Source organism: Sphingopyxis sp. H050 (genome assembly GCF_001468265.1).
Classification (GTDB): domain Bacteria; phylum Pseudomonadota; class Alphaproteobacteria; order Sphingomonadales; family Sphingomonadaceae; genus Sphingopyxis.
On record NZ_LNRZ01000001.1, the window covers coordinates 55,045 to 69,193 of the forward strand.

Below are 14,149 nucleotides of genomic sequence, written 5' to 3' on the forward strand. Positions count from 1 at the left end.
GCGATCTACGCGGCGAGTTGCGGCGTAAACAACAGGCTCTGGCTGATCGCGGCGCGGACGGTGTTTTCGCCGAACGGTTTCGAAATCAGGAAAGTCGGCTCGACGCGGTTGCCGGTGAGCAGCCGCTCGGGAAAGGCGGTGATGAAAATGACCGGGACCGGGGCGATCGCCAGAATGTCCTGCACCGCGTCGATCCCCGACGAACCGTCGGCGAGCTGGATATCGGCAAGCACGAGCCCCGCGTCGCTGTTCTCGAACGCGGCAACCGCGTCCTCGTGCGTGGTCGCGACCCCGGCGACGTCGTGGCCGAGGCCGCGGACGATCTGTTCGAGGTCCATCGCGATCAGCGGCTCGTCCTCGATGATCAGCACCGACGTGCGCGCCTCGCGGTCCATCTCGTCCACCGCCTCGGCGAGCAGGCTTTCGACCATTTCGTTGTCGGCGCCGGTGATCTGCGCGGTCTCCTCGACCGAAAAGCCTTCGAGCGCGGTCAGCAGCAGCATCTGGCGGCCGAGCGGCGTGATCCGCCGAAGCCGGCGGTTCGCGGCGCGGATCAGCGGGTCGGTTTCGTCGTCGCCCTCGCCGTCGGAAATGAAGGCGCTTTCCCAGATGCGGTGGAAACTGCGGTAGAGGTCGATGCGGGTATCGGCGCCGGTGCGAAATTCGTCGGGGGCGGCGACGATGACCTCAAGCGTGGTGTGAACGAAATTGTCGCCATGCTGCTGGCTCCCCGTCAGCGCGCGCGCGTAGCGGCGCAGGAACGGCAGATGCCCGCGGATTTCTTCACCCAAGCTCATCATGATCTCCCTCTAGAAGCGATCATACGCGGTATGCTGCGATGCGGTTCCATCGGGAGCGCCGAAAAAGCGCGATTGGGGCGTGCAACCGTTGGCGGCCACATGCGTAGAGTCGGGCGGGACGCGATCGGCCAGCGTGTAAGGGGCGGATTTTCATTCACTTTCCTTGCATGTTGCTCATAAGCTTTTTTAGGGACCATTTTCATGGCACAGCGGCCCACAGCGAATGATGGCGCGCCGGCGCCGGCAGGAAGCGGGGGGCAGAATTTGGCGGACGGCACGGACCAGGATCCGGCGGAGCGCGAGCGCTGGCGGCTCGATACGCTGCGCGAATATCGGATCATGGATACCGACCGCGAACCGGAGTTCGACCGCGTCACCAAGTTGGTGGCCGATCTGTTCGAGGTGCCGATCACCCTCGTCTCGCTCGTCGGCGACTGCCGTCAGTGGTTCAAGTCCGCCCACGGCCTCGACGTGCCCGAAACCAGCCGCGAAGTCAGCTTTTGCGACCATGTCGTTCGGCGCGGGGAGCCGATTGTCGTCCCCGACGCGCGCGCCGACCCGCGCTTCGCCAGCAATCCGCTCGTTACCGGCGATCCGTTCATCCGCTTCTACGCGGGCGTACCGCTGCGCGCCTACAACGGCGCGATCCTCGGGACGCTGTGCATCATCGACCGCAAGGCGCGACCGACGCTCAGCTTTCGCGAGATGGAGCGGCTGGGCGATTTCGCGGCGATCATCATGGCCGAGGCCGACCTTCGCCGCACCATCGTCGAGCGCGACGAGGCGCGGCGCGCGCTCGAACGCGCGATCGACTATTCGGGGATCGCGACCTGGCAGCTCGATACGCGGAGCGACCTGCTCCAGTGGCGCGGCGCGGCCGCCGAGCTGTGGGGCGCGGATTACAGCACCGCGCTGAGGACGAGCGAGGAGGCGTTCGAGCGCATCCACCCCGACGACCGTGCGACGGTGCGCGCGATGCTCGACGAATCGATGGCGAGCGGGGCGCCCTATGCGATCGAACATCGCGTCCTGCATCCCGAGCGCGGGGTGCGCTGGATCGCGGTGCGCGGCGACTGGGACGTGCGCGACAATGATGCGCTGCTCACCGGCGTGTGCATCGACATCACCGAGCAGAAGAGCCGCCAGGAAAATGCCAATTTGCTGATGCGCGAGCTGCATCACCGGATGCGCAACCTGTTCGCCACTGTCGGCGCGATCATATCGTTGACCCGGCACGCGGCGACCGACATCGACGATTATGTCGAGCGGATCAGCAGCCGGCTCGACGCGCTCAACCGGGCGCAGAATGTCCTGCTCAGCGCGAATTTCATGACCGGGTCGATGCATGCGCTGATGCGCGAGCTCGAGGCCAGCTTCCCGCGCATCCGCTGGTCGGGGCCCGACTTGCTGCTTCCCGAAAATGCGCTGGTCGCAATGGCGCTGCTGTTCAACGAGCTCGCCACCAACGCGATGAAGCATGGCGCGCTGACCGGCGCCGACGGCAGCGTCGAAATCGCCTGGGCGCAGGATCCCGACGATGCCCCCGATCCGCGCATGTTCCGCCTGGTCTGGACCGAAAGCGGCGGCGACCGCCCGGTGGTCGCGCCCGACCGCACGAGCTTCGGGACGTTGCTGATGGAGCGCAGCGTCAAGAACAACCTCGGCGGGACGATCGAGCGGCGCTGGGAGCCCGACGGGCTGATCGTCGAGATCGTGCTGCCCGCGCGGTGGCGCTACGCCTGACTCGATCCCCTTAACACAGGATAATTGTTCGCTCTATGTTCTCATGCTAGGCATGGGCTATGTCCGCGAAACCGATTCTCGAAAAGCTGGCGGTGCTGGCCGATGCGGCGAAATATGACGCGTCCTGCGCTTCGTCGGGAACGGTGAAGCGCGATTCGGTCGGCACCAAGGGCATCGGCTCGACCGAGGGAATGGGCATCTGCCACAGCTATGCGCCCGACGGCCGCTGCATCTCGCTGCTCAAGATATTGCTCACCAACTTCTGCATCTACGACTGTCGTTTCTGTATCAACCGCGCGTCGAGCAACGTCGAGCGTGCCAGGTTCAGCCCGCAGGAGGTGGTGCGGCTGACGCTCGATTTCTACAAGCGCAACTATATCGAGGGGCTGTTCCTCTCCTCGGGGATCATCCGCTCCGAAGATTATACGATGGAGCAGCTCGTCGAGGTCGCGCGCATCCTGCGCGAGGAGCATCGGTTCGGGGGCTACATCCATCTGAAAACCATCGCCGGTGCCGATCCGGGGCTGCTTGCGCTCGCAGGCCTTTACGCCGATCGCCTGTCGACCAATGTCGAGCTGCCGACCGAAGAGGGATTGCAAAGTTTCGCGCCCGAGAAAAAGCCCGAGACGATCCGCAAGACGATGGCGTCGGTGCGCGTCGGCGCCGACGACGCCATCGAGGCGGCGAAGAGCCGGCTGATCGGCAAGGCGAAGCCGCCGCGCTTTGCGCCCGCGGGCCAATCGACGCAGATGATCGTCGGCGCGGACGCGGCGCGCGACGACGATATCCTGAAGACCGCGACGAACCTCTATTCGGGCTATCGCCTTCGCCGCGTCTATTATTCGGCATACAGCCCGATCCCCGATGCGAGCAGCGACCTCCCGCCGGTCCGGCCGCCGCTGATGCGCGAGCATCGGCTCTATCAGGCCGACTGGCTGCTGCGCTTCTACGGCTTCGAGCGCGCGGAGATCATGGAGGGCGCGAGCGGCGGGATGCTCGACCTCGCGATCGATCCCAAGCTCGCCTGGGCGCTGATGCGGCGCGAGGCGTTTCCGGTCGATATCAACCGCGCGCCGCGCGAGATGCTGCTGCGCGTGCCGGGGCTGGGGACGCGCGCCGTCGACCGCATCGTCGCGGCGCGGCGGCTGGGCAAGCTCAGGCTCGGCGACCTCGCGAAGCTGACGGCGTCGGTGAAGAAGGTCCTGCCCTTCATCGTCACGCCCGACTGGCGGCCGGGCAAGCTCACCGACAGCGCCGATCTGCGCGCCCGCTTTGCGCCGCCCGCCGAGCAGCTGGCGCTCGCGCTGTGAGGGAGGTGGTGCTGACGGTGCCCGGCGACTTCGCCGAGTGGCGGAGTGCGGCGCGCGGGCTGCTCGCGGGCGGCGTGGCGCCGGACGATGTGAGCTGGCGCGGCAGTGCAGAGGGCGCGTCGCTGTTCGGCGATGAGGCGACCGCGGCGCCCGCGGGCCGGCTCAGCCTGCCGCGCGAACTCGTCCAGATCGCCGAGCGCGTGATCTGTCACCGCGATGCCGAAGTGCCGGCGCGGCTCTATCGCCTCGTCTGGCGCGCGCTGCACGACCGGCAGCTGCTCGCGCGGACGACCGACCCGGAAGTCGACTGGCTGCGCAAGGCCGACAAGGCGATCCGCCGCGATGTCCACAAGATGCACGCCTTCGTCCGCTTTCGCCGGCTGGGCGAAGAGGAAGGACGCGAAAGTTTCGCGGCCTGGTTCGAGCCGACGCATCGCATCCTCCGGCTGACCGCGCCCTTTTTCCAGCGCCGCTTCTACGGCATGGACTGGGCGATCCTGACCCCGGATGCGCGCGCGATCTGGCAGGACGAGACGCTGACCTACGGGCCCGGCGGGACGAAGGACGAGGTGCCCGACAGCGACGTCGTCGAGGATCAGTGGCGCACTTATTATGGCGCGATCTTCAATCCCGCGCGGGTCAAGATCGACGCGATGCGCGCCGAGATGCCCAAGAAATATTGGAAGAATCTGCCCGAGGCGCAGGATATCGCGCCGCTGATCGCGGGCGCCGAGGCGCGGGTGGAACGCATGCGCGCGACGGCCGTTTCGGTCGCGAACCCTTTGACCGGCAAGTGGCGGACGCGTGTGCAGGACCAATTGACCTTCGGCGACGAGATCGGGACGCTGGCCGATTTGGCGACAGCGGTGAGCCGCTGCACGCGCTGTCCGCTCCATTGCAACGCGACGCAGGCCGTCGCGGGCGAGGGGCCGGGGGCGGCGAAGATCATGCTCGTCGGCGAACAGCCCGGCGACCGCGAGGATCTGGAGGGCAAGCCCTTTGTCGGGCCTGCGGGGCAGCTGTTGAACGAGGTGCTGTACGAGGCGGGGCTCGAGCGGCGCCGGCTGTTCCTCACCAACGCGGTCAAGCATTTCAAATTCGAGCCGCGCGGGAAGCGGCGGCTGCACCAGAATCCGACAACGGCGGAGATCGATATCTGCCGCTGGTGGCTCGACAAGGAGCGCGCGCTGGTGCAGCCCGACATCATCGTCACGCTGGGCGCGAGCGCGCTGCGCGGGGTGACGGGGAAGAGCGCGAGCATCAAGTCGATGCGCGGTGCGGTGCACGAGCTGGAAGGGGACACGAAGCTGATCGCGACGATCCATCCCTCCTTCCTGCTGCGCCTGCCCGACCGCGAGCGGGCGGCGAAGGAGCGCGAGATGTTCGTTGCCGATCTGGCGCTCGCCCGGAAACTCGCCGCCTGATGGCGAAGGCGAAACACTGGATAGAGCCGCACCCCAGCGGCATTTACGTCAAGCCCGCCGACCTGTGGATCGACCCGTCGCGTCCCGTCGAGCGCGCCGCGGTGACGCACGGCCACGCCGACCATGCGCGCAGCGGCCATGGCGCGGTGTTCGCGACGCCCGAGACGCTGGCGATCATGGCGCTGCGCTATGGCGTCGATGCCGAGGCGAGCCATAACCAGGCGTTCCCCTACGGCGACGGGTTCGAGCGTGGCAGGGTGCGCTTCAGCTTCCATCCCGCCGGCCATGTGCTCGGCAGCGCGCAGGTCCTGATGGAATATGCGGGCGAGCGGATCGTCGTTACCGGCGACTACAAACGCCGCGCCGACCCGACCTGCGCCCCGTTCGAGGTCGTGCCGTGCGACATCTTCGTCACCGAGGCGACCTTCGGCCTGCCGGTGTTCCGCCACCCGCCCACGTCGGATGAGATCGCCAAGCTGATCGGCGCGGTGCGCGCCGAGCCCGACCGCTCGGTGCTCGTCGGCGCCTATGCGCTCGGCAAGGCGCAGCGGGTGATTGCGGAGCTGCGCGGCGCGGGGTGGGCCGCGCCCATCTATATCCACGGCGCGCTCGAGAAGATGTGCAACCTCTACGCGCTCCACGGCGTCGACCTCGGCGAACTGCGGCTGGTGAGCGAGACCGACAAGGCCGAGATGGCGGGGCAGATCGTCCTCGCGCCGCCCTCGGCGCTCAATGACCGCTGGTCGCGGCGGCTGCCCGATCCGGTGACCGCGATGGCGTCGGGGTGGATGCGCGTGCGCCAGCGCGCGCGGCAGCGGATGGTCGAACTGCCGCTGGTGATTTCGGACCATGCCGACTGGGACGAACTCACGACGACGATTTCGGAGGTGAACCCGAACGAAAGCTGGATCACCCATGGCAGCGAGGACGGGCTGCTCCGCTGGTGCGAATTGCATCAGCGCAAGGCGCGCGCGCTCCACCTCGTCGGGCGCGATCTGGAGGAGGAGGCGTGAAGCGCTTCGCGGCCCTCATCGACCGGCTGATCTACACGCGTTCGCGCAACAGCAAGCTCGCGCTGATCGTCGACTATCTCCGCCACACGCCCGACCCCGATCGCGGCTGGGCGATCGCGGCGCTGACCGAGAGCCTCGATTTTCCTGCGGTGAAGGCGGGAACGGTCAGGGCGTTGCTGGCGACCCGCGTGGACGAGGAATTGTTCCGCCTGTCGCGGCATTTTGTGGGTGACACGGCGGAGACGGCGGCGCTGCTGTGGCCGGAGCCCTTGACTCCCTCCCCTTCAGGGGAGGGAGTCAAGGGCTCCGGGCATGTCAGGCCGGACTAACCTCGACAGGCCCCACCCCAACCCCTCCCCTGAAGGGGAGGGGCTTAAGCGTTTCCGAAGCCGTCGACGCCCTCTCCGCCGCCACCCGCAGCGATGCCCCCGCAGTCGTCGCCTCGCTGCTCGACCGCCTCGATGCCGACGGACGCTACGCGCTGCTGAAGATCGCGCTCGGCGGGATGCGCGTCGGGGTGTCGGCGCGGCTTGCGAAACAGGCGTTTGCGCAGGCGTTCGATGTGCCCGTCGACGATGTCGAGGAGCTGTGGCACGCGATCCCGCCGCCCTATGCGCCGCTGTTCGCCTGGGGTGAGGGCAGGGCGGAGCGGCCCGACCTCGCCGACGTGGCCTTCTTCCGCCCCTTCATGCTCGCGCATCCGCTGGAGGAAGGGACGGTCGACCTCGCCGACTATGCCGCCGAGTGGAAATGGGACGGCATCCGCGTCCAGATCGTGCGGGGCGGCAGCGAGACGCGCATCTACAGCCGTGGCGGCGAGGAGATCAGCGGGGCGTTCCCGGAGCTGGTCGCGGCCTTCGATCAGGATGCGGTGATCGACGGCGAACTGCTCGTGCGCGGCGAGGTGCAGGGGGGCGAAGCCGCGAGCTTCAATGCGCTGCAACAAAGGCTCGGCCGCAAGGTCGTGTCGAAGAAAATGCTCGCCGATTATCCGGCCTTCGTCCGCGTATACGACCTGCTAGCCGTCGACGGCAACGACCTGCGCGCGCTGCCGTGGACCGAACGGCGGCGGCAGTTGGAAGCCTTCGTTCCGCGCCTCGCCACGAGCCATTTCGACCTGTCGCAGGTGATCGACGCCGCAGACTTCGACGACCTCGCCGAACGCCGCGCCGGCGCGCGCGACGCCGCGATCGAGGGGGTGATGCTCAAGCGCCGCGATGCACCCTATGTCGCGGGGCGGCGCGCCGGGCTCTGGTACAAATGGAAACGCGATCCGCTCACCGCCGATTGCGTCATGATGTATGCCCAGCGCGGCAACGGCCGCCGCGCGAGCTTCTATTCGGACTATACCTTCGGCTGTTGGAGCGACGACGGCGAGTTGCTGCCCGTCGGCAAGGCCTATTCGGGCTTCACCGATGAGGAGCTGAAATGGCTCGACAAGTTCGTGCGCGACAACACGCTGAACCGCTTCGGCCCGGTGCGCGAGGTCGAAAAATCGCTGGTGCTCGAGGTCGCCTTCGATTCGATCCACGCGTCGAAGCGCCACAAGTCGGGTCTCGCGATGCGCTTCCCGCGCATTTCGCGCATCCGCCGCGACAAGCCCGCCGAAGAGGCCGACCGGATCGCGACGCTGCAGGCGATGGTGACTTAGCCTCTTTTGCCATCCCATCTTTTTGTTTGTGTTCCCCTGCGAAGGCGGGGGTCCATCGCCCGTCCGTGAAATTCGAGCCGACCCGTGAGGGCCGTGTTGGGAGGCACGTGACTCCCAACACCCTTGCGGGGGAACACGGGAGTTTTTGACGCAGGCGAAAGGAAAAATTCCCCGTCACGACCTTGCAACCCACCCGCGCGATACCGAGTTAAAGGCCGCAAACACCCTCATAATAAAATGGAGACTGCCATGACGATCGCCCATCCTCCTCTCCCCTATGCGCTCGACGCGCTCGAGCCCCACATCTCGGCCGACACGCTGGCGACGCACCATGGCAAGCATCACAAGGCCTATGTCGACAAGACCAACGCCGCGATCGAGGGCACCGAGCTGGCCGACAAGAGCCTCGAGGAAATCGTCCATCACGCCGAAGGATCGGGCAACAAGGGCCTGTTCAACAATTCGGCGCAGGCGTGGAATCATGCCTTCTATTGGGAAAGCCTGAGCCCGGCGAAGACCGAGCCCAAGGGCGACCTGCTCGCCGCGATCGAGCGCGATTTCGGGTCGCTGGATGACCTCAAGAAGAAGCTCAAGGATACCGCGGTCAATCATTTCGCGTCGGGCTGGGCGTGGCTCGTCGCGCGCGACGGCACGCTGTCGGTCACCGATACGCACGACGCGGGCACCGAACTGACCGCGGGCATCAAGCCGCTCGTCGTGATCGACGTGTGGGAACATGCCTATTATATCGATCGCAAGAATCTGCGCCCCGCCTATGTCGACGCGGTGGTCGACGAGCTGCTCAACTGGGATTTCGCGGCGGAGAATTTCGCGCGCGAGGCGACCTGGACCTATCCGGCGTAAATATATGATCCTCCCTGCGGCGTAGCCGTGGGGAGGGGGACCGTCGCCGAAGGCGATGGTGGAGGGGCGAGGACGCCACGGCGTGGCCCCTCCGTCAGCGCTTGGCGCTGCCACCTCCCCATGGCTTCGCCACAGGGAGGATTTGATATTCCTCGTAACGAAATTTGACCCGCGCGGCCTATCCCGCTGATCGCGATCCGCGTATAGGCGCGCGATGACGATCAGCCTGTTCGAACTCTTCAAAATCGGTGTCGGCCCCTCCAGCTCGCATACGGTCGGGCCGATGGTGGCGGCGCGGCGCTTCACCGTCTGGCTCGACGAGCAGGCGCTGCTCACCAGGACCGCGCATGTCGAGGCCGACCTCTACGGCTCGCTCGCGCTGACCGGCAAGGGCCACGCCGCCGACACCGCCATCGTCGCGGGGCTCGCGGGCGAAATCCCCGCCTCGACCAGCCTCGCCGCGATCAAGGCGCATTGGGATCGCGCGACCAGCGAAGGCTTCCTCTATCTGCTCGGACGCCAGCGCGTCCGCTTCCAGCCGGCGAGCGACCTGCATTTCCAGATGCGCCAGCGCCAGCCGTTCCACAGCAACGCGCTGAGCTTCACCGCGCGCGACGCGGCGGGCGAGATCCTCGCCAAGCGCATGTATTTCTCCATCGGCGGCGGCTTCGTCGTCGACGAGGACGAAGCGGGGCGCAACAGCCGCGGCGCGGAGGATGAGGTCGAACTGCCCTTCGCCTTCACCTCGGGCGCCGACCTGCTGAGCATGGGCGAGGCATCGGGCAAGAGCTTTGCCGAAATGATGCTCGAAAACGAGCTGGTCCATCGCGGCCTCGCAGAGGTCGAGGCGGGGCTCGATGCGATCGCCGGCGCGATGGACGCGTCGATCGACGCCGGCTGTTCGAGCATGGGGGTGCTGCCCGGCGGGCTGAAGGTCAAGCGCCGCGCGCCGCAGATCGCCGCCGACATCCGCGCGCGGCACGAGCAGAATCTGTCCGATCCGATGGCGATGATGGACTGGATCAACCTGTGGGCGATGGCGGTGAACGAGGAAAATGCCGCGGGCGGCAAGGTCGTCACCGCGCCGACCAACGGCGCGGCGGGGATCATCCCGGCGGTGATCCGCTATTACAAGCGCAGCTATCGCGGCGACGCGGCGGGGGTGCGCACCTTCCTGCTCGCCGCGGGCGCGGTCGGCGCGCTCTACAAGCGCAACGCCAGCATCTCGGGCGCCGAGGTCGGCTGCCAGGGCGAGGTCGGCGTCGCCTGCTCGATGGCGGCGGCGGGACTCACGGCGGCGCTCGGCGGCACCAACGCGCAGGTCGAGAACGCCGCCGAAATCGGCATGGAGCACAACCTCGGCCTCACCTGCGACCCGATCGGCGGGCTGGTGCAAATCCCGTGCATCGAGCGCAACGCGATGGGCGCGATCAAGGCGATCGACGCGAGCCGCATCGCGATGATCGGCGACGGCACACATGTGGTGAGCCTCGACACGGTGATCGCGACGATGCTGCAAACGGGCCGCGACATGCGCGACAAATATAAGGAAACGTCGAAGGGCGGGCTGGCGGTTAGTGTGGTGGAGTGTTGAGATTAGACTAGCTGGTTGCCAGTGCATCCAACAGTTCGCATAACGCCACTATGAACGCGCAAGATTTTAAAGCTGCTTGGGAAGCGGGCGGAGACACGGTCTATCGCTACACTGATGATGATTTCGCGGTCTCACAAGTGCCAAATGAAGCAGAGCATTTTCTGACGGCTGCCGGATTGCCGACCGAAGCTGCGCCTTGCCTCAGCTTCGGTAAGAGTTCTCTTGATTGGGTTCCTGAAGGAGCTCTTCCAGAACATCTTAATTCTTGTCTGCCGATAGGATCGGATGGGAGTGGCGATCCGATTGTGCTCGATGCCGAAGGCACGGTCCTCATTCTCGATCATGATGGGGGTTTCGAACCGAGATACGTAAACAAGGATGTTGAGACTCTTGCGGAAGCCTTGCTTCGCTATCGAGAGCTTATTGCCGAAGCGGCGCAGGATGCGGACTTTGACGGAGAGCTTCCTGAAGTTCTGCGGAAAAGGTTTGCAGACTTTCTGCGACAACTCGATCCTCAATGCCTGCGTCCAAACCATATGTGGTCAGGCGAATTGCGCTGTCTATAGCGCCTCACTCCGCCGCAACGCCCCCGGCAATTCCTCGTGCAATTTGTCGATCAGCAGCCGCAACTTCGGCAGCAGATGGCGGCGCTGCGGATAGACCGCCCAGATCGGCTCCTCCTGCGGGCGCAGCGGATTGAGAGCGACCTAACTCCCTCGTCATCCCGGACTTGATCCGGGATCCATTGTAGCGCCGACGTCATGGACCCCGGATCAAGTCCGGGGTGACGAAACAGGGGGCCTCAAAAGGGGGTTTCCTACATTATTTCGCTCTGCCAGCCTCCGCTTCGGGTCTTTGAATCAGTCGATATTCGGGCCTTCGCTTAAAGCGACAAAGGAGACAGTTTCGCGCTGCACGTCCGTATCCTTTGTCGCTTTAAGGACCGACGCGCCCCCCCCTAATCCTCCCTGTCGCGCAGCGATGGGGAGGTGGCAGCGGCGCAGCCGCTGACGGAGGGGCAAGGGCGCGAGCGTCGCTGCCCCTCCACCACGCCCTGCGGGCGCGGTCCCCCTCCCCATGACCTTTGGCCACAGGGAGGATTATCCGCATCTTGCATTGCCGCCGCATTTGGCGGATGGCGCGCAGCGAGAAGGAGATCCGCCATGAAGACCCGCGCCGCCGTTGCGTTCGAAGCGAAGAAGCCGCTCGAAATCGTCGAACTCGATTTGGAAGGCCCGAAGGCGGGCGAGGTGCTGGTCGAGATCATGGCGACGGGCATCTGCCATACCGACGCCTATACGCTCGACGGCTTCGACAGCGAGGGCATCTTTCCGAGCGTGCTGGGGCATGAGGGTGCGGGCGTGGTGCGCGAGGTCGGCGCGGGCGTCACCAGCGTGAAGCCCGGCGACCATGTGATCCCGCTCTACACCCCCGAATGCCGCCAGTGCAAAAGCTGCCTTTCCGGCAAGACCAACCTCTGCACCGCGATCCGCGCGACGCAGGGCAAGGGGCTGATGCCCGACGGCACGACGCGGTTCAGCTACAAGGGCCAGCCGATCTTCCATTATATGGGCTGCTCGACCTTCTCGAACTTCACCGTGCTGCCCGAGATCGCGGTCGCGAAGATCCGCGAGGACGCGCCCTTCCAGTCGAGCTGCTATATCGGCTGCGGCGTCACGACCGGCGTCGGCGCGGTGATCAACACCGCGAAGGTGCAGGTCGGCGACAATGTTGTCGTCTTCGGTTTGGGCGGCATCGGGCTCAACGTGATCCAGGGCGCGCGCCTCGCCGGCGCCGACAAGATCATCGGCGTCGACATCAACTCCGCGCGCGAGGAATGGGGCCGCAAGTTCGGCATGACCGATTTCCTCAATTCGAAGGGGACGAGCCGCGAGGATGTCGTCGCCGCGATCGTCCAGATGACCGACGGCGGCGCCGATTACACCTTCGACGCGACGGGCAATACCGAAGTGATGCGGACCGCACTCGAAGCCTGCCACCGCGGCTGGGGCACCTCGATCATCATCGGCGTGGCCGAGGCGGGCAAGGAAATCGCGACGCGCCCGTTCCAGCTCGTCACCGGCCGCAACTGGCGCGGCACCGCCTTCGGCGGCGCGAAGGGCCGCACCGACGTGCCGAAGATCGTCGACATGTATATGACTGGCAAGATCGAGATCGACCCGATGATCACCCACGTCATGGGGCTGGAAGAGATCAACAAGGGGTTCGACCTGATGCATGCGGGGGAGAGTATTCGCAGTGTGGTGGTGTTCTAATACTTATTTTCCGCTCGTGCTGAGCTTGTCGAAGCACCGTCCTTCGTTCTAGGGCGCCGGAGAGAAGGACGGCCCTTCGACAAGCTCAGGGCGAGCGGATTTTGATGTTGGCCGGTCGAGGGAGGAAGAATTTGACCGGACCCTATGTCCTGACCTTCAGCTGCGCCGACGCGGTGGGCATCGTCGCCGCGGTCACCGGGCTGCTGGCGGAGCGCGACGGCTTCATCCTCGACAGCCAGCAATATGCCGACCTCGATTCGGGACGCTTCTTCATGCGCGTCGAATTTCGCGGGGCGGGGCCGCGCTTCCCGGCAGATTTCGCGGGCGTGCAGGCGGCGTTCGCGCCGATCGTCGAGCGTTTCGCGATGGATGCACGGATCAGCGACCGCGCCGCCAAGCCGCGCTTCGTCATCGCGGTGTCGCAGGGCAGCCATTGCCTCAACGACCTGCTCCACCGCTGGTCGACCGGCAACCTCGCGATCGACATCGTCGCGGTGGTGTCGAACCACGAGCATCAGCGGCGCCTCAGCGAATGGCATGGCGTACCGTTCCACCATTTCCCGGTCAGCGACGCCAACCGCGCCGAACAGGAAGCGCGCATCCTGGACCTGATGGCGCGCAGCGGCGCCGACTATCTGGTGCTCGCGCGCTATATGCAGGTGCTCTCGTCCGACCTGTCGGCAAAGCTTGCAGGCCGCTGCATCAACATCCATCACAGCTTCCTGCCGGGTTTCAAGGGCGCGAAGCCCTATCACCGCGCGCACGAGCGCGGGGTCAAGCTGATCGGCGCGACCGCGCATTTCGTGACCAGCGACCTCGACGAGGGGCCGATCATTGAACAGGCGGTCGAGCGCGTCGATCACCGCGACAGCGTCGACGATCTGATCCGCATCGGCCGCGACGTCGAGGCGCAAGTGTTGGCGCGCGCGGTGCGCTGGGTCGCCGAGCAGCGCGTGCTGATCGACGGACGAAAGACGGTGGTCTTCCGCTGATTCGGCATTTCCGGTGAACCGAAAACATGATCGTGGCTGGCCCCGACCGGGCAGGCGGGTTAGGTATCGAATCGCAACCATAATCAGGAGGAGCGGAAGCCATGTACAGTCACAATATGGTCGGATCGAACGACATCGAGGCGTCGAAGAAATTCTATGACGCGACCTTCCAGGCGATCGGCGGCAAGCCGGGGATCGTCGATGACAAGGGGCGCTTGATCTACATGCACAATGGCGGCCTCTTCCTGGTCACGGCGCCGATCGACGGCCAGCCGGCGACCGCGGGCAACGGCTGCACGATCGGTTTCGCGATGGAAGGCCCCGAACAGGCCAAGGCGTGGCACGACGCGGGCGTCGCCAACGGCGGCACCTCGATCGAAGATCCGCCGGGGGTGCGCGAAGGCGGTTTCGGCCAGCTCTATCTGGCGTATCTGCGCGATCCGTCGGGCAACAAGCTCTGCGCGCTGCACCGCGTCGTCTGA

The 14,149-nt window shown here is 65.9% G+C and carries 11 protein-coding genes and 1 pseudogene; 11 read left to right on the forward strand and 1 reads right to left on the reverse strand.

The genetic code is table 11. From position 1 onward, the window contains the following. Positions 1–5: 5 nt before the first annotated feature. Positions 6–797 carry a response regulator gene (locus tag ATE67_RS00280; RefSeq protein WP_058814700.1) on the reverse strand — a complete coding sequence of 264 codons (792 nt, stop codon included), beginning with the start codon at positions 795–797 and terminating at the stop codon, positions 6–8. A 267-nt stretch (positions 798–1,064) separates the two neighbouring features. On the opposite strand from ATE67_RS00280, the gene ATE67_RS00285 reads away from it, so the two are divergent. From ATE67_RS00285 to ATE67_RS00335, 11 genes and pseudogenes are all read left to right on the forward strand, one after another. Beyond that, complete coding sequence (locus ATE67_RS00285; RefSeq protein WP_231727993.1) at positions 1,065–2,543, forward strand: GAF domain-containing protein; 1,479 nt, start codon at positions 1,065–1,067, stop codon at positions 2,541–2,543. A 59-nt stretch (positions 2,544–2,602) separates the two neighbouring features. Continuing rightward, positions 2,603–3,853, forward strand: coding sequence for a putative DNA modification/repair radical SAM protein (locus ATE67_RS00290; RefSeq protein ID WP_058814705.1), 1,251 nt, complete (start codon positions 2,603–2,605; stop codon positions 3,851–3,853). Continuing rightward, positions 3,850–5,277 (forward strand): UdgX family uracil-DNA binding protein, encoded by a 1,428-nt coding sequence (locus ATE67_RS00295; protein ID WP_058814707.1) that lies wholly within the window; start codon positions 3,850–3,852, stop codon positions 5,275–5,277. The genes ATE67_RS00290 and ATE67_RS00295 overlap by 4 nt, the downstream gene beginning before the upstream one ends. Further along, positions 5,277–6,290 carry a ligase-associated DNA damage response exonuclease gene (locus tag ATE67_RS00300; protein ID WP_058814709.1) on the forward strand — a complete coding sequence of 338 codons (1,014 nt, stop codon included), beginning with the start codon at positions 5,277–5,279 and terminating at the stop codon, positions 6,288–6,290. The genes ATE67_RS00295 and ATE67_RS00300 overlap by 1 nt, the downstream gene beginning before the upstream one ends. Next, positions 6,287–7,941, forward strand: a pseudogene (locus ATE67_RS00305) (cisplatin damage response ATP-dependent DNA ligase). The gene ATE67_RS00300 and the pseudogene ATE67_RS00305 overlap by 4 nt, the downstream one beginning before the upstream one ends. A gap of 249 nt (positions 7,942–8,190) precedes the next feature. After that, complete coding sequence (locus ATE67_RS00310; RefSeq protein ID WP_058814711.1) at positions 8,191–8,805, forward strand: superoxide dismutase; 615 nt, start codon at positions 8,191–8,193, stop codon at positions 8,803–8,805. Positions 8,806–9,019: 214 nt separating this feature from the next. Beyond that, positions 9,020–10,399 carry an L-serine ammonia-lyase gene (locus tag ATE67_RS00315; protein ID WP_058814713.1) on the forward strand — a complete coding sequence of 460 codons (1,380 nt, stop codon included), beginning with the start codon at positions 9,020–9,022 and terminating at the stop codon, positions 10,397–10,399. Between the two features lie 50 nt (positions 10,400–10,449). Further along, complete coding sequence (locus ATE67_RS20895) at positions 10,450–10,965, forward strand: SUKH-4 family immunity protein (RefSeq protein WP_082660117.1); 516 nt, start codon at positions 10,450–10,452, stop codon at positions 10,963–10,965. Between the two features lie 597 nt (positions 10,966–11,562). Continuing rightward, positions 11,563–12,675: an S-(hydroxymethyl)glutathione dehydrogenase/class III alcohol dehydrogenase gene (locus ATE67_RS00325; protein WP_058814717.1), complete on the forward strand. Its 1,113-nt coding sequence runs from the start codon at positions 11,563–11,565 to the stop codon at positions 12,673–12,675. A gap of 104 nt (positions 12,676–12,779) precedes the next feature. Beyond that, positions 12,780–13,667, forward strand: coding sequence for a formyltetrahydrofolate deformylase (gene purU, locus ATE67_RS00330; protein ID WP_058814719.1), 888 nt, complete (start codon positions 12,780–12,782; stop codon positions 13,665–13,667). A gap of 101 nt (positions 13,668–13,768) precedes the next feature. After that, positions 13,769–14,149 carry a VOC family protein gene (locus ATE67_RS00335; RefSeq protein ID WP_058814720.1) on the forward strand — a complete coding sequence of 127 codons (381 nt, stop codon included), beginning with the start codon at positions 13,769–13,771 and terminating at the stop codon, positions 14,147–14,149.

Bases quoted from the DNA above. Each gene is read 5' to 3' on its own strand.
- ATE67_RS00335 (WP_058814720.1), top strand. From the start codon at position 13,769: ATGTACAGTCACAATATGGTCGGATCGAACGACATCGAGGCGTCGAAG.
- ATE67_RS00315 (WP_058814713.1), top strand. From the start codon at position 9,020: ATGACGATCAGCCTGTTCGAACTCTTCAAAATCGGTGTCGGCCCCTCC.
- ATE67_RS00290 (WP_058814705.1), top strand. From the start codon at position 2,603: ATGTCCGCGAAACCGATTCTCGAAAAGCTGGCGGTGCTGGCCGATGCG.
- purU (WP_058814719.1), top strand. From the start codon at position 12,780: ATGTTGGCCGGTCGAGGGAGGAAGAATTTGACCGGACCCTATGTCCTG.
- ATE67_RS20895 (WP_082660117.1), top strand. From the start codon at position 10,450: ATGAACGCGCAAGATTTTAAAGCTGCTTGGGAAGCGGGCGGAGACACG.
- ATE67_RS00300 (WP_058814709.1), top strand. From the start codon at position 5,277: ATGGCGAAGGCGAAACACTGGATAGAGCCGCACCCCAGCGGCATTTAC.
- ATE67_RS00280 (WP_058814700.1), bottom strand. From the start codon at position 797: ATGAGCTTGGGTGAAGAAATCCGCGGGCATCTGCCGTTCCTGCGCCGC.
- ATE67_RS00325 (WP_058814717.1), top strand. From the start codon at position 11,563: ATGAAGACCCGCGCCGCCGTTGCGTTCGAAGCGAAGAAGCCGCTCGAA.
- ATE67_RS00310 (WP_058814711.1), top strand. From the start codon at position 8,191: ATGACGATCGCCCATCCTCCTCTCCCCTATGCGCTCGACGCGCTCGAG.